The 20894-nt window shown below is 71.3% G+C and carries 20 protein-coding genes; 11 read left to right on the forward strand and 9 right to left on the reverse strand.

The features are described from left to right. The first annotated feature begins 40 nt into the window (after positions 1–40). On the forward strand, positions 41–1225 hold the full coding sequence (locus tag TU31_RS01765) for an alpha/beta hydrolase (RefSeq protein ID WP_042147805.1): 1185 nt from the start codon (positions 41–43) through the stop codon (positions 1223–1225). 140 nt (positions 1226–1365) lie between these two features. Here the strand turns inward: TU31_RS01765 and TU31_RS01770 are convergent, their stop codons facing one another. After that, positions 1366–3135 carry an acetyl/propionyl/methylcrotonyl-CoA carboxylase subunit alpha gene (locus TU31_RS01770; RefSeq protein WP_042147810.1) on the reverse strand — a complete coding sequence of 590 codons (1770 nt, stop codon included), beginning with the start codon at positions 3133–3135 and terminating at the stop codon, positions 1366–1368. A 481-nt stretch (positions 3136–3616) separates the two neighbouring features. On the opposite strand from TU31_RS01770, the gene TU31_RS01775 reads away from it, so the two are divergent. Both TU31_RS01775 and TU31_RS39495 read left to right on the forward strand, forming a co-directional pair. Next, positions 3617–4081 carry a hypothetical protein gene (locus TU31_RS01775; RefSeq protein WP_245698374.1) on the forward strand — a complete coding sequence of 155 codons (465 nt, stop codon included), beginning with the start codon at positions 3617–3619 and terminating at the stop codon, positions 4079–4081. A gap of 220 nt (positions 4082–4301) precedes the next feature. Then, positions 4302–4790 carry a hypothetical protein gene (locus TU31_RS39495; protein ID WP_042147816.1) on the forward strand — a complete coding sequence of 163 codons (489 nt, stop codon included), beginning with the start codon at positions 4302–4304 and terminating at the stop codon, positions 4788–4790. A gap of 37 nt (positions 4791–4827) precedes the next feature. On the opposite strand, the gene TU31_RS01785 is transcribed toward TU31_RS39495, so the two are convergent. The 7 genes from TU31_RS01785 to TU31_RS01810 all read right to left on the reverse strand — a co-directional run bounded on the left by TU31_RS01785 (position 4828) and on the right by TU31_RS01810 (position 10766). Further along, entirely contained in the window at positions 4828–5391 is a 564-nt protein-coding gene (locus TU31_RS01785) for a DJ-1/PfpI family protein (RefSeq protein ID WP_042147818.1), read from the reverse strand. Between the two features lie 51 nt (positions 5392–5442). Continuing rightward, positions 5443–6273 (reverse strand): MOSC domain-containing protein, encoded by an 831-nt coding sequence (locus tag TU31_RS01790; RefSeq protein WP_042147822.1) that lies wholly within the window; start codon positions 6271–6273, stop codon positions 5443–5445. A 93-nt stretch (positions 6274–6366) separates the two neighbouring features. Further along, positions 6367–6978, reverse strand: coding sequence for a Maf family protein (locus tag TU31_RS01795; RefSeq protein WP_042147825.1), 612 nt, complete (start codon positions 6976–6978; stop codon positions 6367–6369). A gap of 43 nt (positions 6979–7021) precedes the next feature. Continuing rightward, positions 7022–8506, reverse strand: coding sequence for a peptidoglycan D,D-transpeptidase FtsI family protein (locus TU31_RS01800; protein ID WP_042147828.1), 1485 nt, complete (start codon positions 8504–8506; stop codon positions 7022–7024). 161 nt (positions 8507–8667) lie between these two features. Continuing rightward, a complete protein-coding gene (mmpB, locus tag TU31_RS40180; RefSeq protein WP_275451766.1) occupies positions 8668–8796 on the reverse strand; it encodes a morphogenic membrane protein MmpB in 129 nt (42 codons plus the stop codon). A gap of 127 nt (positions 8797–8923) precedes the next feature. After that, a complete protein-coding gene (locus tag TU31_RS01805) occupies positions 8924–9136 on the reverse strand; it encodes an acyl-CoA carboxylase epsilon subunit (RefSeq protein WP_042147831.1) in 213 nt (70 codons plus the stop codon). A 40-nt stretch (positions 9137–9176) separates the two neighbouring features. Beyond that, complete coding sequence (locus tag TU31_RS01810; RefSeq protein WP_042147833.1) at positions 9177–10766, reverse strand: acyl-CoA carboxylase subunit beta; 1590 nt, start codon at positions 10764–10766, stop codon at positions 9177–9179. A 131-nt stretch (positions 10767–10897) separates the two neighbouring features. Between TU31_RS01810 and TU31_RS01815 the strand changes: the two genes are divergently transcribed. The 5 genes from TU31_RS01815 (at position 10898) to hutH (ending at position 17270) form a co-directional block, all read left to right on the forward strand. Then, positions 10898–11842 (forward strand): biotin--[acetyl-CoA-carboxylase] ligase, encoded by a 945-nt coding sequence (locus TU31_RS01815; protein ID WP_042147836.1) that lies wholly within the window; start codon positions 10898–10900, stop codon positions 11840–11842. A gap of 211 nt (positions 11843–12053) precedes the next feature. Next, the gene (locus TU31_RS01820) at positions 12054–13208 is read left to right on the forward strand and encodes an adenylate/guanylate cyclase domain-containing protein (RefSeq protein ID WP_078885504.1); all 1155 of its coding nucleotides are present in this window, start codon (positions 12054–12056) and stop codon (positions 13206–13208) included. A 173-nt stretch (positions 13209–13381) separates the two neighbouring features. Beyond that, positions 13382–14188, forward strand: coding sequence for an enoyl-CoA hydratase/isomerase family protein (locus TU31_RS01825; protein WP_042147840.1), 807 nt, complete (start codon positions 13382–13384; stop codon positions 14186–14188). 306 nt (positions 14189–14494) lie between these two features. Beyond that, positions 14495–15619 (forward strand): GGDEF domain-containing protein, encoded by a 1125-nt coding sequence (locus TU31_RS01830; RefSeq protein ID WP_042149779.1) that lies wholly within the window; start codon positions 14495–14497, stop codon positions 15617–15619. Between the two features lie 106 nt (positions 15620–15725). Continuing rightward, positions 15726–17270 carry a histidine ammonia-lyase gene (gene hutH / locus TU31_RS01835; protein WP_042147843.1) on the forward strand — a complete coding sequence of 515 codons (1545 nt, stop codon included), beginning with the start codon at positions 15726–15728 and terminating at the stop codon, positions 17268–17270. A gap of 38 nt (positions 17271–17308) precedes the next feature. On the opposite strand, the gene TU31_RS01840 is transcribed toward hutH, so the two are convergent. Further along, positions 17309–17701 carry a hypothetical protein gene (locus tag TU31_RS01840; RefSeq protein ID WP_042147845.1) on the reverse strand — a complete coding sequence of 131 codons (393 nt, stop codon included), beginning with the start codon at positions 17699–17701 and terminating at the stop codon, positions 17309–17311. Positions 17702–17809: 108 nt separating this feature from the next. Between TU31_RS01840 and TU31_RS01845 the strand changes: the two genes are divergently transcribed. The 3 genes from TU31_RS01845 to TU31_RS01855 all read left to right on the forward strand — a co-directional run bounded on the left by TU31_RS01845 (position 17810) and on the right by TU31_RS01855 (position 20773). After that, positions 17810–18148 (forward strand): hypothetical protein, encoded by a 339-nt coding sequence (locus tag TU31_RS01845; RefSeq protein WP_042147847.1) that lies wholly within the window; start codon positions 17810–17812, stop codon positions 18146–18148. 268 nt (positions 18149–18416) lie between these two features. Beyond that, the gene (locus tag TU31_RS01850; protein WP_107070622.1) at positions 18417–19682 is read left to right on the forward strand and encodes a L,D-transpeptidase; all 1266 of its coding nucleotides are present in this window, start codon (positions 18417–18419) and stop codon (positions 19680–19682) included. 134 nt (positions 19683–19816) lie between these two features. Continuing rightward, a complete protein-coding gene (locus tag TU31_RS01855) occupies positions 19817–20773 on the forward strand; it encodes a GNAT family N-acetyltransferase (RefSeq protein WP_042147852.1) in 957 nt (318 codons plus the stop codon). Positions 20774–20894 lie beyond the last annotated feature (121 nt).

The raw sequence follows: 20894 nt of genomic DNA on the forward strand, positions 1-20894 counted from the left end.
GGGGATGCGGGCGCGGCGCGGGACATCTGGGGAAGACGTCATGGGACTGACCAGCCGATCGCTGTTGTACGCCATGATCGCGGTCGCCGTGGTCTGTGTGGGCCTCACGCTCTGGCTGTGGCCGCGGTTCGCCGGGCGCGGGCCGCGGGCGCTGCTGGGGCGGCTCGGCTCGATCTTCGCGACCCAGCTGGCCATCGTCGCGGCGCTCGGCCTCGTGGTGAACGCCAACTTCCAGTTCTACGGGTCGTGGCACGAACTGCTCGGCCTGTACGACGACGCCCCGGCCGCCGTCGGCAAATGGGGCGACCAGGGGACGGCCGGGCCGGTCGGCGACCCGTCGAAGGGCCTGGTGCAGCCCTCGGGGCCGGAGGGGCTGGACAAGGTGCACGGGCTGCCGAAGGGGGCGCCGGAGCAGGCGGGGAAGGTCGAGACCGTACGGATCGTCGGGAAGCGGACCCGGGCGGTGAACCCGGCGTACGTCTATCTGCCGCCGCAGTACTTCCAGCACGGATACGACCGCCAGCGGTTCCCCGTCGTCGTCGCGCTCAGCGGCTACCCCGGCGGCATCTTCCTGCTGGGCCAGCATCTGCGGCTGCCGCAGACCGCCGGGCGGCTGATCCGGGCCGGCAAGATGCAGCCGACGGTCATCGTGATGCTGCGGCCCACCATCGCCCCGCCCCGCGACACCCAGTGCGTCGATGTGCCGGGCGGACCGCAGGCCGAGACGTTCTTCGCCCGCGATGTGCCGGACGCGCTCCGTTCGCACTACCGCGTCGGCCACGACCCCGGCGCCTGGGGCCTGCTGGGCTACTCCTCGGGCGGCAGCTGCGCCCTCCAGCTCGCCATGCGGCATGACCGTACGTACACCGCGGCGGCCGCCCTGTCGCCCGACTACAAGGTCAGCAACGACCCCACCACCGGCAACCTCTTCGGCGAGGGGCGGGACCGGGTGCGCCGCCGCCAGGAATACGACCTGATGTGGCGTCTGCGGCATCTGCCCGCGCCCCGGGTGAGTGTCCTGGTGGGCACCAGCCGCACCGGCGAGAAGAACTATCCGGCGGCCAGGGCCTTCCTCGATGCCGTCAAACCGCCGATGAGGGCGGAGTCCGTCGTCCTCAACCACGGCAGCCACAACTTCGCCACCTGGCGACGCGAACTGCCCGCCGCGCTCGAATGGATGGGCCGGTCGCTGAGCTTTCCGGATGATGTGGTGGGGAACTCCTAGGGCCTGTCCTCAAAGTCCCGTCGTTCGCCCGCGAGGCAGGCGGGACCTTGAAGACAGGCCCTAGGGTGCCCTGAACGGACGCGAGGGGCTTCCGGCGGTGTGCCGGGAGCCCCTCGTCCGTCTGGCGGAATGCCGTCGGGTCAGTCCTTGATCTCGCAGATCACCGCGCCGGACGTGAGCGCCGCGCCGACCTCGGCGGTCAGGCCCTTGATGGTGCCGGAGCGGTGCGCGTTGAGCGGCTGCTCCATCTTCATGGCCTCCAGGACGACGACCAGCTCGCCCTCGGTGACCTGCTGGCCCTCCTCGACGGCGACCTTGACGATGGTGCCCTGCATCGGGGAGGCGAGCGCATCGCCGGAGGCGGCGCTGCCGGACTTCTTGGCGGCCTTCCGCTTCGGCTTGGCACCGCCGGCGACCGCGGCCCGGGCCAGCGGCATGCCCAGCGAGGACGGCAGCGAGACCTCCAGGCGCTTGCCGCCGACCTCGACGACGACCGTCTCGCGGCTGTCGGCCTCGCCCTCGTCCGCGCCCGGTGCGGTGAACGGGGGGATCTCGTTGACGAACTCGGTCTCGATCCAGCGGGTGTGGACCGTGAACGGGTCGGCGGAGCCGGTGAGTTCGGGGGCGAACGCCGGGTCCTGGACGACCGTGCGGTGGAAGGGGATGGCGGTGGCCATGCCCTCGACGGTGAACTCCGCCAGCGCCCGCGCGGCGCGCTGGAGGGCCTGCTGACGCGTGGCACCGGTGACGATCAGCTTGGCCAGCAGCGAGTCCCAGGCCGGGCCGATGACGCTGCCGGACTCCACGCCCGCGTCCAGGCGGACGCCGGGGCCGGACGGCGCGTCGAACTTCGTGACCGTGCCGGGGGCCGGGAGGAAGTTGCGGCCCGGGTCCTCGCCGTTGATCCGGAACTCGAAGGAGTGGCCGCGGACCGCCGGGTCGTCGTAGCCGAGCTTCTCGCCGTCGGCGATCCGGAACATCTCCCGGACCAGGTCCAGGCCGGTGACCTCCTCGGTGACCGGGTGCTCGACCTGGAGCCGGGTGTTGACCTCCAGGAAGGAGATCGTGCCGTCCTGGCCGACCAGGAATTCGCAGGTGCCGGCGCCCTCGTAGCCGGCCTCCTTGAGGATGGCCTTGGACGCGCGGTACAGCTCGGCGTTCTGCTCCTGCGTCAGGAACGGGGCCGGGGCCTCCTCCACCAGCTTCTGGTGGCGGCGCTGGAGCGAGCAGTCACGGGTCGAGACCACGACCACATTGCCGTGCTTGTCGGCCAGGCACTGGGTCTCGACATGCCGCGGACGGTCCAGGTAACGCTCGACGAAGCACTCGCCGCGGCCGAACGCGGCCACCGCCTCGCGCACCGCGGAGTCATACAGCTCCGGAACCTCTTCGAGGGTCCGGGCCACCTTCAGACCGCGGCCGCCGCCACCGAAGGCCGCCTTGATCGCGATGGGCAGGCCGTGCTCCTTGGCGAAGGCCACGACCTCCTCCGAGCCGGAGACCGGGTCGGGCGTGCCGGCGACCAGCGGTGCACCGGCCCGCTGGGCGATGTGCCGCGCGGCGACCTTGTCGCCGAGGTCACGGATGGCCTGCGGGGGCGGGCCGATCCACGTCAGCCCGGCATCCAGGACGGCCTGGGCGAACTCGGCGTTCTCCGACAGGAAGCCGTACCCGGGGTGGATGGCGTCCGCGCCCGAATCGGCGGCGGCAGCCAGGACCTTGGCGATGTCCAGGTAACTGGTGGCAGGAGTGTCACCGCCCAAGGCGTACGCCTCGTCTGCCGCGCGTACGTGCAGTGCGTCCCGGTCGGGGTCGGCGTAGACGGCTACGCTGCCGATCCCCGCGTCCCGGCATGCACGGGCAACGCGAACAGCGATTTCGCCACGGTTGGCGATGAGCACCTTGCGCACGATGGGTCCTTCCTTGGCGCTTCGCCGCATCTATTGGATGCGGCGATTTTAGGGACTGGCGACACCGCGTGCCGACCCGTTCCCTGGGGTGAGCTTGCCCACACGGAGTGTGCCCGGGGCGCCAGTGAGGAACCTAAGTCCCCTGGTATCCCAGGGTAGGCCCGGATTCCTGGGCTCCGGCTCGGGGCCTGGTGTGGCCTAGGTCTCGAACTTCGGGCGTCCAGCGGATCGTCAATTCTTTGTGGAGTCCCTACGAATGGGCGAAGGAAACTTTGCGGTCGACTCCGTCCGTCGGCGCGCCGTCGCCCTCTTGCCCGCAGTCGTCCACACCGACCCGTGCACAACCCTTGCCCCAGCTATTACCCATTAGTAGCGTGCCCGATGTCTTCTGTACCCGCAGTAACCGGGGTAACGGCGGCAACAGGCGCCCACATGGCGCATCGGGCTGGGCGATCGGCGGAAGTGGGTGGACGGGGTGCGGGTGGCACGACGGCCGGTGGCCTTGGCCGCGGCGGTGGTACTGATCCTGGAGGCGTTCGGGATCGTGCTGCTGAACTGGATTCTGAGCATCGTCGTGGACCGCCAGCAGATGTCGCTGGCCGGACTCCAGCCCCGCGCGATGTCCACCGGCTCCTGGGTGGGGGGCATTCTCTTCGGCCTCTACCTGCTGTTCTGTGCCGTGGTCCTGCTCCGCTGCGCCCTGCGTGACCGCGCCCCCGGCGGTTTCACCCGTATCGCCCTCATCAGCTGCGCGGTGGTGCACGGCATGCTGGGCGCCTTCGCCGTCGGCCTGGTCGGCTGGGTCGCCTTCCTCGCGATGATGGCCGTGCTGGGGCTGCTGGTGCTGACGCTGATGGCGTACGGCGAGGGCTTTTCGGGGGATCCGCACGGAAACGCGGAAAACACCCCGAACGGCGCACCGCCGGTGGCCCCCACGTCCGCCTGACCCCCTCGCCTCCCGTCCGCCGACGGGGCCGAGCAGCCCCGGCCGGCCCCCAACTCCCCTTGCCCCGGGGCGGATCGCCCCCCTCGGGGCCGTGCGGCACGCCCAGGTAGGCTCTTCGCGCGATGTCGTAGGACACACGGGGGATGGGGTGCATGCCTGCATCTGTTGCGGGTGCGGGTGCGGGGGGCGGGCGCGCGGGAGCGCCATAGGCCCCTACACGGTGCTGCGGGGGCTGGATGACGAGGCGTCCGGCATACCCGTACCGGAACGGCGGTTCATCGGACGGAGCGTGGACGGCGACCGTACGGTCCTGATCGGCGCGCCGCTGCCGGGCGCCGACCCCGGCCGGTTCCTGGCCGGGGCGGAGACCTCGCGCTATCTGCTCGGCCGCTGGTCCCTGTACGTCACGAACCAGGGCTACAGCGACGACGCATCCTCCCTCCCCGACAAAGACGAGCGCAGCGACGGCAGCGAGGGCTTTCAGCTCCGCGCGACCTCCAACATCCACACGCCCGTCGTCGCCCAGGGGAACGCCCTCTGGGCGATCGCGGCCGACACGTTCAACGAAGTCAGTGCGGTGCGCATGGAGGACGGACACCGGATGGCGACGTATGAGGTGGGCGAGGCCGACCGCCAGTGGCTGGTGGCCGACGGCAACCGCGTCTTCGTCATGAACGACGACTCGCTCTACGCCCTGCCGGTGTTCTGACCCCCGCCCTCCAAGCGCCGCCCTCCCCGCCCGCCCGCTACTTCACCGGCGCATGCTCCCGCAGCACCTCCAGGAACGCGCGCATCCACTCGGGGTGGTCGGGCCAGGCGCGGGCCGAGACGACCTTGCCGTCGACCACCGCGGCGCCGTCGACGAAGGTGCCGCCGCCCAGCTCCACGTCCGGTGCGCAGGCCGGGTAGGCGGAGGTGCGGCGGCCCTTGAGGACGCCGAGCGGGGCCAGGGAGAGGGCCGCGTGGCAGATGTGGGCGACGGGCTTGTCGGCGTCGAAGAAGTGGGTGACGACGCGGCGGTAGTCGGGGTCGTTGCGGAGGTATTCGGGTGCCCGGCCGCCGGGGAGCACCAGCGCCGCGTAGTCGGCCGGATCGACCTCGGACAGCGCGAGGTCGGACGGCCAGGAGTGGCCCTCGCGTTCGACGTAGGTGTCGAAGTTGTCGACGAAGTCATGGACGACGAACTGGAGCTTCTTGCGGGTGAGGGCCGCGATGCAGGGCTCGTAACCCTCCTCCAGCAGCCGCTGGTAGGGGTAGAAGAACTCCAGGTCCTCGGTGGCGTCACCGGCGATGAGCAGGATCTTCGGCATGGTGCGGACTCCTCATGACGGACCCGACCGGGGCGATCGAGTCGTTTCGGGTCAATCGGTTCCCCACTCGGTGACCTCGAATGCGTCGCCCACCGCCACCTTTCCGGTCGCCAGCACCGAGAACTTCGATCCGAACGCCACCCCGCCCTCGGGCACCCGCCGGTACGCGGCGAGCGTGCGCAGCGGTTCGGGGCCGGCCTTGCCGCCCGTCCGCTGGTCGACGAGGGTGACCGCGCAGCGGACGGCGAGTTTGGTGAACCCCAGCTCGCAGCCGCCGACCGTGACCCGCCGCACCCGGTCCTCGGTCTGCGGTGTGTCCCAGCCGTCCACCACGATGTTGGGCCGGAAACGGTCCATCGGGACCGGTGGGCGCCCGGCGGCGGCGATCCGGCGGTTGAGGTCGTCGAAGGAGGCCAGGGAGAGGATGTGCAGGGCGCTGCTGTCGGCGAAGCCGGAGGTGCCGGGGGTGAGGCCGTCGGTCACCCGGTCGTGCTCCGGAGGTACCCGCACCAGCCGGCTCTCCGCGCCCAGCACGTCGGACAGCCACCCGGCCACGCGGTCCCCCTGGTCCACCGCGCGGTACGGCGTACCGAACATCTCGACCTCGGTCCTGGCCGTCGAGCCGGTCCCGGGGTCGATGTCCAGGCGGTGGGGGGCGCTGCCCGGCGCGTGCAGGGTGAGGTGCGCCCCGTCGGCGCTGACCTCCGGCCGGATCACCGCCAGCCGGGGGTCCTTGCGCTGGCTCCGGAAGACGCCTCCGGGGCCGACGACCAGGAAGCTGCGGTCGTGGGGGAGGCCGGCCGGGGTGAGTTCCGCCTCGGTCGCCGGGACGCCGGCGCAGCCCTTGACGGGGTAGCTGATCAGCTCGACAACGGTTGCCATGGGGGCAGCGTAGGCGCCGGACGCCCGCGAGTTCCGGTCTTTACCGCCGCCGGCCGCACCCCGGCGCGGGCCGCCCGGCGCAGCCTGCGCCGCTCAGGTCCACAGCTCAGTGATCGCCACGTCCAGGTCGGCGAGCAGCCGGCGCAGCAGCGGCAGGGAGAGGCCGATGACATTGCCGGGGTCGCCGTCGATACCGTCGATGAAGGGGGCGGAGCGGCCGTCGAGGGTGAAGGCGCCGGCGACGAACAGCGGTTCGCCGCTTTCCACGTAGGCGGCGATCTCCTCGTCGGACGGCTCGCCGAAACGGACCGTGGTCGAGGCGGTGGCCGCCACCCGGCGGCCGGTCGCGGTGTCGATCACGCAGTGGCCGGTCTGCAGGACGCCGGACCGGCCGCGCATGGACTTCCAGCGGGCGGTGGCGTCCTCGGCGTCGGCGGGCTTGCCGAGCGCCCGCCCGTCCAGCTCCAGGACCGAGTCACAGCCGACGACCAGGGCGCCGGCCGCCTCCGGGCGGCCGGCCACCGCCTCGGCCTTGGCCTCGGCCAGTACGCGGGCCAGCTCACCGGGCGTGGGCGCGGTGAGCGCGTCCTCATCGACCCCGCTGACGATGACCTCGGGGGCCAGTCCGGCCTGGCGCAGCAGGGCCAGTCGGGCGGGGGACTGGGAGGCGAGGACGAGGCGGCGGGGGCGGGACTCTTCGGTCATGCCCGCCATCGTACGGAGCCCCCGCCGCCGCGGCGGCCCCGGACTACTTGTTGAGCACCGCCTCCATCACCGACTTCGCGATCGGCCCGCCCAGCTTGCCGCCGGCGATCTCCGACCGGGGGATGTCCATGTCCGAGGGGTCGACGAAGACGGCGACCGCGACCGGGGAGCTGCCGTCGCTCTGCTTGGCGTAGGAGACGAACCAGGCGTAGGGACGCTCGTCGTTGACGTTCGCGCCGTGCTGGGCGGTACCGGTCTTGCCGCCGACGGTCACCCCGTCGATCGCGGCCTTCTCGGCGGTGCCCTCGTTGACGGTGTACTCCATCATCTCCTGCACCTTCTTCGCGGTGTCGGCGGAGACGGCCTGGGACATCATCTTCGGCTCGGCCTTCTCCAGCGTCGACAGGTCGGAGCCGCGCACCTCGTCGACCAGGTGCGGCATCATCACCTTGCCGTCATTGGCGAGACCCGCGACCACCATCGCCATCTGCATCGGCGTGCTGGTGAGGCTGCCCTGGCCCATACCGGTCAGCGCGGTCTGCGGCTTGTCGAGCTTCTCCGGGTAGAGGCTCTTGGTGGCCAGCAGGTCGCCGAGGTCCTCGTCGTAGACGTTCTCGTTGAAACCGAACTTCTGGGCGGTCTCGCGCATCTTGTCCTTGCCGACCTTGAGCGCGGCGTCGAGGAAGACGTTGTTGCAGGACCACTGCATACCGGTCTTCAGCGAGGCCTTGTCGCAGGGCGCGCCCGCGACATCGTTCCCGACCTTCGTGGTGCTCTGCGGCAGCTGGTACGGGGCGGGTGCGCCCGACGACGCGTTGATGTCGGAGACCACGCCGTGCTCCAGGGCCGCCGCCGCGGTGAGGATCTTGAAGGTGGAGCCCGGGGGGTAGGTCTCGCGCAGCGCCCGGTTGTTCAGCGGCTTGGTCTTGTCGGAGTCCAGCGCCTTGAACTTCCGGCCCTCGGCGTTGGAGATGCCGGTGAAGACCGACGGGTCGTAGGAGGGGGTGGAGGCGAGGGCGAGGACCCTGCCGTTGCGCGGGTCGAGCGCGACCACCGCGCCCTTGGCGTTGAGGTCGGTCAGGCCCTTGTACGCGGCCTTCTGCGCCTTGGGGTCGATGGTGGTGATCACATCGCCGCCGCGCGGCTTCTCGCCGGTGAGGATGTCCTTGGCGTTCTTGAGGGCGAGCCGGTCGTCCTTGCCGCTGAGCACCTTGTTGTAGATGCCTTCCAGGAAGGTCGTCCCCTGGGCCTGGGAGGCGAAGCCGGTGACCGGCGCGTACATCGGGCCGTCCTTGTACGTCCGCTTGTACTTGAAGTCACCGGAGGTCGCCACCGAGCCGGTGACCGGCTTGCCGCCGACGATGATGTTGCCGCGCGGGTAGGAGAACGCCTCGATCTTGACGCGGCGGTTGTGCGGGTCGTTGGCGAGCTCGTCGGCCTGGACGAACTGGACCCATGTCGCACGCGCCAGCAGGGCCAGCACCAGCACCCCGCAGAAGACGGCTATATGCCGCAGCGGCCTGTTCATCGCTCTCCCACTCCCGTCCGGCTGCCGCCCGTGCGGCAGGGCGCCCGAATTGCGCTGTCAAGAGAGAAAGAAGCGAAATCGGGGGAAGCGGTTGCAGAAGGGAACTGTGAGCGTTGCCTCTCCGAAAGCGGGAACAGCGAGGTGTCCGCATACGGGGACGGCTACCGCCCCGCGAGCAGGACCATCAGCACCACCACGGCCACGGCCAGCACGATGCCCATCCGGCGGAGCTTGGCCTGCACATCGCGCAGCTCCTCAGGAGGCTCATCGGGCGGATCTGACCACAGCATGTATCGATCCTGTGCCCATGACGCCCGTGGCGCCTGAGTACGCGTACTCAGGCGCCACGGTGTAAAGGGACTAGTCAATGCACTATGCACCGACCTGGCGGCCCGGTGGCCACCCGGTGTGAACCGGTCAGTGCGGCCAGTAGCTCGTCCGCCAGGCCCGCGGTCCCGGGTGCGGCATACGGGCCCGTGCCGGAACCGTGGACGCGGGGTCCGACCACTCGCTGCCGTGATCCGGCTTTCCGGGCGCGACGGCCGCGGCGGCCGCCGCGCGGGCCTGAACCACCGCCAGTGCGGCGGCCAGCTCCTCAGGGGTCGGATTGCCCCGTACGACCTTGATCATCGAGAACGGCTCCCTTCGCTGGTTCCGCTGGTTCTGCCGGTCAGAGCGGGATGTTGCCGTGCTTCTTCGGCGGCAGCGCCTCGCGCTTGTTCCGCAGGGTGCGCAGCCCGCGGACGATGTGCCGGCGCGTCTCGGACGGCATGATCACCGCGTCGATGTACCCGCGCTCGGCCGCGACGTACGGGTTGAGCAGGGTGTCCTCGTACTCCTGGATCAGCTCCTGGCGCCGCTCGTCCTGTGCGGCCGGGTCCTCGATCGCGGCCAGCGTGCGGCGGTGCAGGATGTTGACCGCGCCCTGGGCGCCCATGACGGCGATCTGCGCGGTCGGCCAGGCCAGGTTGAGGTCCGCGCCCAGGTGCTTGGAGCCCATGACGTCGTACGCGCCACCGAACGCCTTGCGCGTGATGACCGTGATCAGTGGGACGGTGGCCTCCGCGTACGCGTAGATCAGCTTGGCGCCGCGCCGGATGATCCCGTCGTACTCCTGGTCGGTGCCGGGCAGGAAGCCGGGCACGTCCACAAAGGTGATCACCGGGACGTTGAACGCGTCGCAGGTCCGCACGAAGCGCGCGGCCTTCTCCGAGGCCTTGATGTCCAGGATGCCCGCGAACTGCATCGGCTGGTTGGCGACCACCCCGACCGCATGGCCCTCGACCCGCCCGAAGCCGGTCAGGATGTTCGGCGCGAACAGTGCCTGGGTCTCCAGGAATTCGTGGTCGTCCAGGACATGCTCGATCGCGACATGCATGTCGTACGGCTGATTGGCCGAGTCCGGGATCAGGGCGTCCAGCTCGCGGTCGGTGTCCGAGGTCTCCAGGTCCGCCTCCTCCGGGAAGGCGGGCGCCTCGGAGAGGTTGTTGGACGGCAGGTAGGAGAGCAGCCCCTTGATGTACTCGATGGCGTCCTTCTCGTCGCCCGCCATGTGGTGCGCCACGCCCGAGGTGGTGTTGTGCGTACGGGCGCCGCCCAGCTCCTCGAAGCCGACATCCTCGCCGGTCACCGTCTTGATGACGTCGGGACCGGTGATGAACATGTGCGAGGTCTGGTCCACCATGACCGTGAAGTCGGTGATGGCGGGGGAGTAGACCGCACCGCCCGCACACGGGCCGACGATCAGGCTGATCTGCGGGATCACGCCGGAGGCATGGGTGTTGCGGCGGAAGATCTCGCCGTACATGCCCAGCGAGGCCACGCCCTCCTGGATGCGCGCGCCGCCGGAGTCGTTGATGCCGATGACCGGGCAGCCGGTCTTGAGCGCGAAGTCCATCACCTTGACGATCTTCTCGCCGAAGACCTCGCCCAGCGCCCCGCCGAAGACCGTGAAGTCCTGGGAGAAGACCGCGACCGGACGGCCGTCGACCGTGCCGTAGCCGGACACCACACCGTCGCCGTAGGGGCGGGTCTGCTCCAGCCCGAAATTGGTCGACCGGTGCCGCGCGAACTCGTCCAGCTCGACGAACGAGCCCTCGTCCAGCAGCAGATCGATGCGCTCACGCGCCGTCAACTTGCCCTTCGCGTGCTGCTTTTCCACGGCACGGGCGGAACCGGCATGGGTGGCTTCTTCGACCCGCCGTTGCAGATCCGCCAACTTGCCCGCGGTGGTGTGGATGTTTGCTTCCGGCTCGGACATCGGGATGCGGCTCCTGCTCGTCCTGGACTGGTGCTCGTACTGAGGGTGGTACGGGTTTGGCTACCGATCCGTAGCGTATCGGCGGGACTGCTCAGCGGCACTGCGTCGTTGACCACACCTAGGCTGATCCCATGACACCTCAACCACCGGAAAACCAGGACAAAGATGCCGGCCGCTGGAGCGACCTGAGCCGCCCGCCGCTGAACGCCACGGCGTTGCGCCGCGCCCTGGTGCGCCCCGGTGGGCTCTGGACCGCCCTGGACGTCGTCCCCGCCACCGGCTCCACCAACACCGACCTGGCGGCCCGCGCGGCCGAGGGGAAGGCCGAGGAAGGCGCCGTCCTGGTGGCCGAGGAACAGTCCGCCGGCCGCGGCCGGCTCAACCGCAGCTGGTCGGCGCCCCCGCGCTCCGGCCTCTTCTTCTCCGTCTACCTCACGCCCCGTGTCCCCGCGCAGCGCTGGGGCTGGCTCCCGCTGCTCACCGGAGTCGCCACCGCCACCGCCCTGTCCCGGACGGCCGGTATCGACACGTCCCTCAAGTGGCCCAACGACATCCTGGTCAGCTGCCCCGGGGACGCCGACGTCGCGGGCCCGGACGGGACCCCCGGCACCGGCGAGCGCAAGGTGGGCGGCATCCTCGCCGAGCGGGCCGGCTCCGGCGTCGTCATCGGCATCGGCCTGAACGTCTCCCTCACCGCCGGCGAACTCCCCGTACCCACCGCCGGCTCCCTGGCCCTGGCGGGCGCCCGCACCACGGACCGCGACCCGCTGCTGCGCGCCGTGCTCCGCTCACTGGAGGAGTGGTACGCCACCTGGCAGTCCGCCGTCGGCGACCCCGGCGCCAGCCGCCTCCAGGAGACCTACGCGGCGGGCTGCGCCACCCTGGGCCGCTCCGTACGCGCCGAACTCCCCGGTGACACCGCCCTCACCGGCGAGGCCGTGGCCATCGACGGTGACGGCCGCCTGGTCCTGGCCACCGCGAACGGTGTACGGCATCCGGTGGGCGCCGGCGACATCATCCATCTGCGCGCCACGGCGTCCCGGCGGCCCGGAGGCGACGACTCCCCGGCACCATGAGCCCGGCCGCGCCCGGCGCCCCCGGCTCGGGCCCCCTGTATCACGGCACCCGCCGCGCCGACGCGGGCCCGCCTCTTCCTTGGTCAGAGCCGACATGTGAGAGTGAGCCAGAGCACACCTGCCGTATCGTTGAGGCGGTCCGCCAGGGAGCGGGCCACCGGCGAGCAGTGATCGGAAGGGCAGTGCGCAGGGATCGGACAGGGAGCGGCCGGTGACCGCCGACGACTCGGGCGCCGCCTCGCGCGACACGGACACCGAGGACGAGGCAGTGAGCAACATCCCCGTCAACGACCCCCCAGGGGTCGGGGACGAGGGCGACGAGAACAACATCGCCGTCCGCCTCGAACAACTCATCCTCGGCGCCGACCGCCGCTACACGCCGTTCCAGGCGGCCCGCGGCGCCGGCGTCTCGATGGACCTCGCGGCCCGCTTCTGGCGCGCCATGGGCTTCGCCGACATCGGCCAGGTCAAGGCCCTGACCGAGGCCGATGTGCTGGCCCTGCGCCGCCTCGCCGGTCTCGTCGAGGCCGGTCTGCTCAGCGAGGCCATGGCCATCCAGGTCGCGCGGTCCACGGGCCAGACCACCGCCCGACTGGCCGACTGGCAGATCGACTCCTTCCTGGAGGGCCTCACCGAGCCCCAGGACTCCGGTCTGACCCGTACGGAGATCACCTATCCGCTGGTCGAGCTGCTGCTCCCCGAGCTGGAGGAGTTCCTGGTCTACGTCTGGCGGCGCCAGCTCGCCGCCGCCACCGGCCGGGTCGTGCGGGCCCAGGACGACGCCGAGATGGTCGACCGCCGCCTGGCCGTCGGCTTCGCCGACCTGGTGGGCTTCACCCGGCTGACCCGCCGCCTGGAGGACGAGGAACTGGGCGAGCTGGTGGAGGCGTTCGAGACCACCTGCTCCGACCTGGTGGCCGCGCACGGCGGCCGGCTCATCAAGACCCTCGGCGACGAGGTCCTCTTCGCCGCGGATGACGCCGGTATCGCCGCCGAGATCGGGCTGCGGCTGATCGAGACGATGGCCCATGACGAGACGATGCCGGAGCTGCGGGTCGGTATCGCGTTCGGCACGGTCACGACCCGGATGGGCGATGTGTTCGGCACGACCGTCAACCTCGCCAGCCGTCTGACGTCGATAGCGCCGAAGGACACCGTGCTGGTGGACCAGGCGTTCGCCGAGGAGCTGGGCCGGATCGGTGACGCCCCGGTCTCCGAGGCCGATGCCGCGGCGGCGGAGAAGGCGGCCGAGGAGGGCACCGGCGCCCCGCCCCCGACGTACCGCTTCGCCCTCCAGCCGATGTGGCAGCGCCCGGTGCGCGGCCTGGGCGTCGTCGAGCCCTGGCTGCTGAACCGCCGCGACTGACCTGGCGCCGGGCCACCGGGCACCGGGCCGGGATCGCCTCATGCGGCAGATCCCCGGTCCGCCACCCGCGCCGTGCCCCGGTTGTCCACAGCCGGAAGCCTGTCCTGTTCCTCCGGGCCGCCACCTGACATGATCCCCACGTCAGGTCAACGACCGTTAACAGGGAGGGCTGTATGCAACGGGAACGGCAGCTGTTCGGTGCGGACGGCTGGGTCGCCGTCGAGCGGCACGGCTTCGTGGCGGAGCTGGTCATGGACCGCCCCAAGGCCATGAACGCCGTCTCGACGGCCATGGCCGACAGCCTTGCGCAGGCCTGCGCCGAGCTGGCCGGGGACCGCTCCGTGCGGGCGGTGGTCCTCAGCTCCACCCATGAGCGGGCGTTCTGCGTGGGCGCCGACCTCAAGGAGCGCAACTCCTTCACGGACGCCGACCTGATGCGCCAGCGCCCGCACACCCGCGCCGCCTATACGGGCGTGCTGGAACTGCCGGTGCCGACCATCGCCGCGGTGCACGGCTTCGCGCTCGGCGGGGGCTTCGAGCTGGCACTGGCCTGCGATCTGATCGTCGCCGACGGTACGGCCGTGGTCGGGCTGCCGGAGGTGTCGGTGGGGGTCATCCCGGGTGGCGGGGGGACCCAGCTGCTGCCGCGCCGGGTGGGCGCGGCGCGGGCGGCCGAGCTGGTGTTCACCGCGCGCCGGGTGCCGGCACCCGAGGCCGTGGAGCTGGGGCTGGTCGATCAGCTGGCGGCGGACGGGCAGGACCGGGCCGAGGCGCTGGAGCTGGCGGCCCGGATCGCCCGCAATTCGCCGGTCGGCCTGCGGGCCGCCAAGCGCGCCATGCGGCTGGGGCACGGGCTGGATCTGCGGGCCGGCCTGGACCTGGAGGACGGCGCCTGGCGCAGTGTGGCCTTCTCCGGGGACCGGGCGGAGGGTGTGGCGGCCTTCAACGAGAAGCGGGATCCGGAGTGGCCCGGGGAGTGAGGCGGGTGGTCCGGTTGGCGAGGAGGGCGGGGGCGGTCGCCTGCGAGCGCCGGGCGTTCCCCGCGGTCCGTGCGTGATGACACAACGTAAACGCCGCTCCCGTGGCCCTTCCGTGCCTCCTCCCCGACCTCCGACCAGGAACGACGCGCATAACGCCCGGGTGTCGATCGCGCACGGAAAGGGGCGAAAGGGGTTAAACATTCCTACGCTGTAGTACAGAGCGTGCTCACGGTGACGGAATGCGAGGATCCGGTGACGGGCGAGGGCGATGCGAGGCTGCGGGCAGTGGTGGAGCTGGCGCAGGCGATGGCGGCCGCGCACACGCCGCGCGAATCGGCGCACGCCGCGGCGCTGGGGGTGCGTCAGGCCCTGGGCGGCTCCTTCGCCGCGATCTCGAAATGGGAGCGCGAGCTGGGGAAGCTGCGGGTGCTGGTCAATACCGGCGAACTCGCCGAGGACGAGGAGGAGTTCCCGGACGACGAGAGCTACCCCGTCCATGAATTCCCGGAGATCGTCGGCTTTCTGCACGAGCAGTGGGCGGGCGGTGGCGAGCCGAGCGCCTGGGTGGAGACCGCCGAGGGGGTGCACGCCCCGGCGCCCCCGGCACCGGAGGAGGGGCCGGCCGGGGCCGGCGGCGGCAACCGCCAGCGGATGGCCGCGCTGCGCCGCCGCGGCCGGGGCTGCTGTGTGGTCGCGCCGATCGTGCTGCACGGGCGGGCCTGGGGTGAGCTGTATGTCGCGCGGCGAACGGGGGAGCCGGTCTTCGGCCGGGCGGACGCCGACTTCGCGAGTGTGCTGGCCGCGGTGACGGCCGCCGGGATCGCGCAGACCGAGCGGCTGGCGGAGGCCCGCCGGCTGGCCTTCACCGACGCGCTGACCGGCCTCGCCAATCGCCGTGCCGTCGATATGCGGCTGGACGAGGCGCTGGAGCTGCACCGCCGGGACGAGGTGGTGGTCAGCCTGGTGGTGTGCGACCTCAACGGGCTGAAGCGGGTGAACGACTCCCGCGGCCACGCGGTCGGCGACCGTCTGCTGGAGCGTTTCGGCTCGGTGCTGTCGCTGTGCGGCGCGATGCTGCCGGGCACCCTCGTCGCCCGGCTCGGCGGCGATGAGTTCTGTCTGCTCGCGGTGGGGCCGCCGGCCGACGAGGTGGTCAAGGTGGCCGGTGAACTGTGCGACCGGGCGGGGGAGTTGGACCTCGGTGAGGGGGTCGCGGTCGGGGTCGCCTCGACCGGGGACCCGATCGGCCCGGTGCGCAGCGCCCGCCGGCTCTTCCGGCTCGCGGACGCCGCGCAGTACAAGGCCAAGGCGGCGCGGTCCGGCGAGCCGGTGATCGCCGGGCGGCACGGCGGCAAGGACGACCCGGTCGTCCGGCTCGCGGACGCCCCGGACCGCCGGACGGGGCCGGAGCGCCGGCGCTTCCGGAGGTGAGGAGGTCGGTCCGTATGGCGGCACCGGTCCGTCGCGGAGATCGGTAAGGGGTGATCACGAAATCCGGTGGTGACATCCGGCGATTCAGTCTCTAGGGTTCCTGAATATGGATATGCACACTGTGGTGCTGGGGACGTCCGGCACGACCGCACAGGACGTCATCGCGGTGGCTCGCGGCGCGGCCCGGATCGAGCTGTCCGAGGAAGCCCTCGCGGCCGTCGCCACCTCCCGCGCCTTCATCGACGAACTCGCCGCCAAGCCCGACCCCGTCTACGGCGTCTCCACCGGCTTCGGTGCCCTCGCCGTCCGCCACATCAGCCCCGAGCTGCGGGTGCAGCTCCAGCGCAACATCGTGCGCTCGCACGCGGCCGGGATGGGCCCGCGGGTCGAGCGGGAGGTCGTCCGCGCGCTGATGTTCCTGCGGCTGAAGACGCTCGCCTCCGGGCACACCGGCGTCCGCCCGCTCGTCGTCGAGACGATGGCCGCCCTCCTCAACGCCGGCATCACGCCCGTCGTCCACGAATACGGCTCGCTCGGCTGCTCCGGCGACCTGGCGCCGCTCTCGCACTGTGCGCTGGCGCTGATGGGCGAGGGCGACGCGGAAGGCCCCGACGGTGTCGTACGGCCGGCCGCGGAGCTGCTGGCCGCGCACGGCATCGAGCCCGTCGAACTGCGCGAGAAGGAGGGCCTGGCCCTCCTCAACGGCACCGACGGCATGCTCGGCATGCTCGTGATGGCCTGCGCCGATCTCGCCCGGCTGTTCACCTCGGCGGACATCACCGCGGCCCTCTCCCTGGAGGCGCTGCTCGGCACGGACAAGGTCCTCGCCCCCGAGCTGCACGCCATCCGCCCGCACCCCGGGCAGGCCGCCGCGGCCGCCAACATGGCCAAGGTGCTGGCCGGTTCGGAGTTCACCGGTCACCACCAGGACGATGCCCCGCGCGTCCAGGACGCCTACTCCATCCGCTGCGCCCCGCAGGTCGCCGGCGCCGGCCGCGACACCCTCGACCACGCCCGCCTGGTCGCGGACCGGGAGCTGGCCGCCGCCGTCGACAACCCCGTCGTCCTCCCGGACGGCCGGGTCGAGTCCAACGGCAACTTCCACGGCGCGCCGGTGGCCTACGTCCTGGACTTCCTGGCCATCGCCGCGGCCGACCTCGGCTCGATCGCGGAGCGCCGCACCGACCGCCTCCTGGACAAGAACCGTTCGCACGGGCTGCCCGCCTTCCTGGCTGGTGACCCGGGTGTCGACTCCGGGCTGATGATCGCCCAGTACACCCAGGCCGCGCTGGTCAGCGAGTTGAAGCGGCTGGCCGCGCCCGCGTCGGTGGACTCCATTCCGTCCTCCGCGATGCAGGAGGACCATGTCTCGATGGGCTGGTCGGCGGCGCGCAAGCTGCGCACCGCGGTCGACAACCTGACCCGGATCATCGCCGTCGAGCTCTATGCGGCGACCCGTGCCATCGAGATGCGGGAGGGCCTGACGCCGGCCCCCGCCACCCGCGCCGTCCTGGACGCGGTGCGCGGAGCGGGCGTCCAGGGGCCGGGCGAGGACCGCTTCCTGGCGCCGGACCTGGAGAGCGCGTATGCGTTCGTACGGGGCGGGAAGCTGGTGGCGGCCGTGGAGTCGGTCACGGGCACGCTGGCCTGACGACGGCCGGGCCGTCGGCTCGCGGCCGGCCTCGTCGCTCAGCCGGTCTCGCCGTGGGTGCGGCGGACGGAGTAGCTGACCAGGCCGGCGCCGAGCGCGAGACAGGCGACGCCGCCGATCACGTACGGCGTGGTGTCCGGGCTGCCGGTGTCGGCGAGGAAATGCGGGCGGCCGGCGGGCCGGCTCCCGCCGGTTCCGCTGCCCGCGCCGCTGTCGCCCGAGGTGGCCGTCGTGGACCCGCTGACGGTCTCCTGTGCCCCGCTGACCGCGCGGTCGGCCAGGCCGGGACCGTCCGGTGCGGACGCCACCCGCAGCGCGGAATCCGACGCACCGTCATCTTCCGCGGTGGCATTGGCGGACGGTACGAACCACAGGGCGAACAGCACCGATCCCGCGGCCGTGGCGGTCAACAGTGGTCGTCGTGCGGTCACGGAAGCGATCCCCCTTGTGGGTTCGGCAATTGGCCGTTGAGCTCAGATGTTAATGACCGCCGCGGGTCGCGGGGAAGTCGGGAGCCGTCCATGCCTAACCTCCGTGCTATGAGCAATGGTGAGACATCACGTTTTGTGCGCCTTCATGTCGAATTGATCATGGAGGTCACCGACGCGGGCCGGCTGACCGGCGCCGCCGTCGACCACATCGACGGGGACCCCTCGCTGCCCGGCGAGGAGCGCAGACAGTCCCTGGAGACCGTCCGGGAGGATCCGGCGGAGGCGCTGGCCCATCTGATCGACCCGTTCGACCTCGTCACCAAGGTGCCGGGCGCCGAACTCGCACAGGCCTCCTGGAGCAGCGAGGAGCTGACCGACTACGACCCGGACGCCGAGTGGGACGCGGCGGAGTGGGATCTGGCGGATGACGCGGACGGGGAGGGCTGACCGGAACCCCCGATGGCCACGGCCCCCGTACGGCTCCCCGCCGTACGGGGGTCGACTACGTGGCGGTGCGCCCGCGCCGGATGATCACGATTTGACCGGTCCGGGCCATAAGTGGCCTTCCCCACACTTTATGGACGCATGGAACGGGCGAAACGGAAAAGGCGTTCAAATGGCGTCGGCCGGAATGCCAGCGTCCATATGAGCCGGCGTTCAGTTGGCTGCTCGCTCGGGGAAACGTGCGAAATCGGTAGCAATGGAGATGCGTGTGATGACGGACAGCAAGCGCCGGAAGGGCCTCATAGCCAGCGCCGCGCTGCTCGGGGGCGTACTCACGCTTGCGGCGTGTGGTGGCAGCAGTGCGGCTGACCGAGGTCATGACGGTGCTGACGCCACCTGGCACGAGAACATCCGCCAGGTGGACGAGGCGGCGGCGAAGGACGCCTCCGATGCCAAGATCACGATCCTCCCGGAGGACGGCGCCACCGACACCGGTCTCAACAGTGACGCGAGTGTCACGGTCAGCGACGGGAAACTCACCGATGTCACCATGACCTCGGTCGAGACCAAGCAGCCGGTCGAGGGCACGCTGTCCGCCGACGGCAGCTCCTGGAAGCCGGACCAGCCGCTGAGCCGCTCGACGAAGTACAAGGTCACCGCGCACGCGGTGGACTCCCAGGGACGTAAGGCGGTGGAGAACTCCAGCTTCACCACCGTCGCCCCGGCGAACAGCTTCATCGGAAACTTCACGCCGGAGGACGGCTCGACCGTCGGTGTCGGCATGCCGGTGTCGATCAACTTCGACAAGCCGGTCAAGAACAAGACGGACGTGGAGTCCGCGATCAAGGTCGCGTCGAGCAGCAACCAGAAGGTCGTCGGCCACTGGTTCAACGACAAGCGGCTGGACTTCCGCCCCCAGACGTACTGGAAGGCGAACTCCGAGGTCACCATGGAACTCGGCCTGGACGGCGTCGAGGCGTCGCCGGGCGTCAAGGGCATCCAGAACAAGACCGTCAGCTTCCACGTCGGCCACGCGCAGATCAGCACCGTCGACACCAAGGCGCACCAGATGACCGTGGTGCGGGACGGCCGGACCCTCAAGACCATCCCGATCTCGGCCGGCAGCGACGAGAACGCCACCTACAACGGCAAGATGGTGATCTCCGAGCGGTTCAAGCAGACCCGGATGAACGGTTCGACGGTCGGCTTCAAGAAGCACAACGGCAAGGGCGAGTACGACATCCCCGATGTTCCGCACGCCATGCGCCTGACCAACTCCGGCACCTTTATCCACGGCAACTACTGGGGCAAGGGCATCTTCGGCAAGGCCAACACCAGCCATGGCTGCATCGGCCTGGAGGACGCCAAGGGCGCCAAGGACCCCAAGACGGACGGCGCCTGGTTCTTCGACCACTCGCGGACCGGTGACGTGGTCGATGTCGTCAACTCCCCCGACAAGAGCGTCAAGCCGGACAACGGCCTGAACGGCTGGAACATGGACTGGTCGCAGTGGGTGGCCGGCAGCGCGGTGCAGTGACGGCCCGCTGAGACGGCCGAGCCCGGCGCCCTGGGCGCGCGGGTGACCTGACCGCTCACCGCCCGAAGTGACCGATGCCCGGCGGCGCCGAAAATACGGCGCGCCGGGCATCGTCGCTGCGTACGGTCCGCCGTATGGACATCGACACCGACGCCTGGTTCGCCGTGCTCGCCGCCGCCCGTGCCCACGACCGGCCGGGCGGCCCCGCCCTCGAACGGGCCGCCGAGGCCGGCCGGCTGCGGATCCCCTCCCTGCACAGCCGTGCCGTCCCCGTCGCGCTGCCGGCCCCCGGCGGCGCCACCGGCTACGCGGGCGTCGCCCTGCTCCGCCTCCACGACACCGCGGAGAACGCCGGCAACGCCTTCCTCGACACCCTGACGGTCCACCCCGCCCGACGCGGCCGCGGGGTGGGCCGGGCCCTGTGGGAGACGGTGCGCGGGCGGCTCGCCGCCGAGGGCCGTACCTCGGTGAGCACGCTGGTGGAGCGGGGCGGCGCGGGTGAGAGGTTCGCCGTCGCCCGGGGCGCGGAGTGCGCGCTGCCGCTGGTGGCCTACGTACAGGACGTGCGGACCGCCCCCACACCGGCCACGGGCGTCCCGCTGCCCCCCGGCTACCGCTTCGCCACCTGGAGCGGCGTCGTCCCCGACGAGCATGCCGCCGCCCACGCCCGCGCCCATGACGCCATGCAGGACGCCCCGACCGGCGACCTGGACGACCAGCACGACCCCTGGGACACCGAGCGGATACGGGCCGCGGCCCAAGTCGTCCTGGACCGTGGCGGTGTCCTGCTGACCGTGGCGGTCCTCGCGGAGGCCGACGGCGCCGTGGCCGGCTACACCGAAATCGTGCTGCCCACCCCGGACTCCGTACAGGCCGTGCAGTACGACACCGTCGTCGTCCCCGCACACCGCGGCCGCGGCCTCGGCCGGGCCGTCAAGCTGCGGATGCTGGAGTACCTGCGCGCGCAGCGGCCGGACGTACGGGAGATCGAGACGACGGTCGCGGACGAGAACACCCCGATGCGGGCGGTCAACGCCGCCCTCGGCTACCGCGCGGAGCGGACCCTCGGCCTCTACCAAGTGCGGCTCTGACGCCGGGCCCGGCACCCGCCTCCCGGGAGGGTGCCGGCGGGCCCTCCGTACAGTGAACGGGTGAGTGAGCGCGGAGGAAAAGGGCGCGGCGGACAGTTGCCGTCGGCCGGTGAACTGGTCG

The sequence above is a fragment of the Streptomyces lydicamycinicus genome (assembly GCF_000829715.2).
Taxonomy (GTDB): Bacteria; Actinomycetota; Actinomycetes; order Streptomycetales; family Streptomycetaceae; genus Streptomyces; species Streptomyces lydicamycinicus.

Coding starts and splice junctions, on each gene's coding strand:
- TU31_RS01765 (WP_042147805.1), top strand. CDS start 41: ATGGGACTGACCAGCCGATCGCTGTTGTACGCCATGATCGCGGTCGCC.
- TU31_RS01785 (WP_042147818.1), bottom strand. CDS start 5,391: ATGCCGAAGATCCTGCTCATCGCCGGTGACGCCACCGAGGACCTGGAG.
- TU31_RS01790 (WP_042147822.1), bottom strand. CDS start 6,273: ATGGCAACCGTTGTCGAGCTGATCAGCTACCCCGTCAAGGGCTGCGCC.
- TU31_RS01795 (WP_042147825.1), bottom strand. CDS start 6,978: ATGACCGAAGAGTCCCGCCCCCGCCGCCTCGTCCTCGCCTCCCAGTCC.
- TU31_RS01800 (WP_042147828.1), bottom strand. CDS start 8,506: ATGAACAGGCCGCTGCGGCATATAGCCGTCTTCTGCGGGGTGCTGGTG.
- mmpB (WP_275451766.1), bottom strand. CDS start 8,796: ATGCTGTGGTCAGATCCGCCCGATGAGCCTCCTGAGGAGCTGCGCGAT.
- TU31_RS01805 (WP_042147831.1), bottom strand. CDS start 9,136: ATGATCAAGGTCGTACGGGGCAATCCGACCCCTGAGGAGCTGGCCGCC.
- TU31_RS01810 (WP_042147833.1), bottom strand. CDS start 10,766: ATGTCCGAGCCGGAAGCAAACATCCACACCACCGCGGGCAAGTTGGCG.
- TU31_RS01815 (WP_042147836.1), top strand. CDS start 10,898: ATGACACCTCAACCACCGGAAAACCAGGACAAAGATGCCGGCCGCTGG.
- TU31_RS01825 (WP_042147840.1), top strand. CDS start 13,382: ATGCAACGGGAACGGCAGCTGTTCGGTGCGGACGGCTGGGTCGCCGTC.
- TU31_RS01830 (WP_042149779.1), top strand. CDS start 14,495: ATGGCGGCCGCGCACACGCCGCGCGAATCGGCGCACGCCGCGGCGCTG.
- hutH (WP_042147843.1), top strand. CDS start 15,726: ATGGATATGCACACTGTGGTGCTGGGGACGTCCGGCACGACCGCACAG.
- TU31_RS01845 (WP_042147847.1), top strand. CDS start 17,810: ATGAGCAATGGTGAGACATCACGTTTTGTGCGCCTTCATGTCGAATTG.
- TU31_RS01850 (WP_107070622.1), top strand. CDS start 18,417: ATGACGGACAGCAAGCGCCGGAAGGGCCTCATAGCCAGCGCCGCGCTG.
- TU31_RS01855 (WP_042147852.1), top strand. CDS start 19,817: ATGGACATCGACACCGACGCCTGGTTCGCCGTGCTCGCCGCCGCCCGT.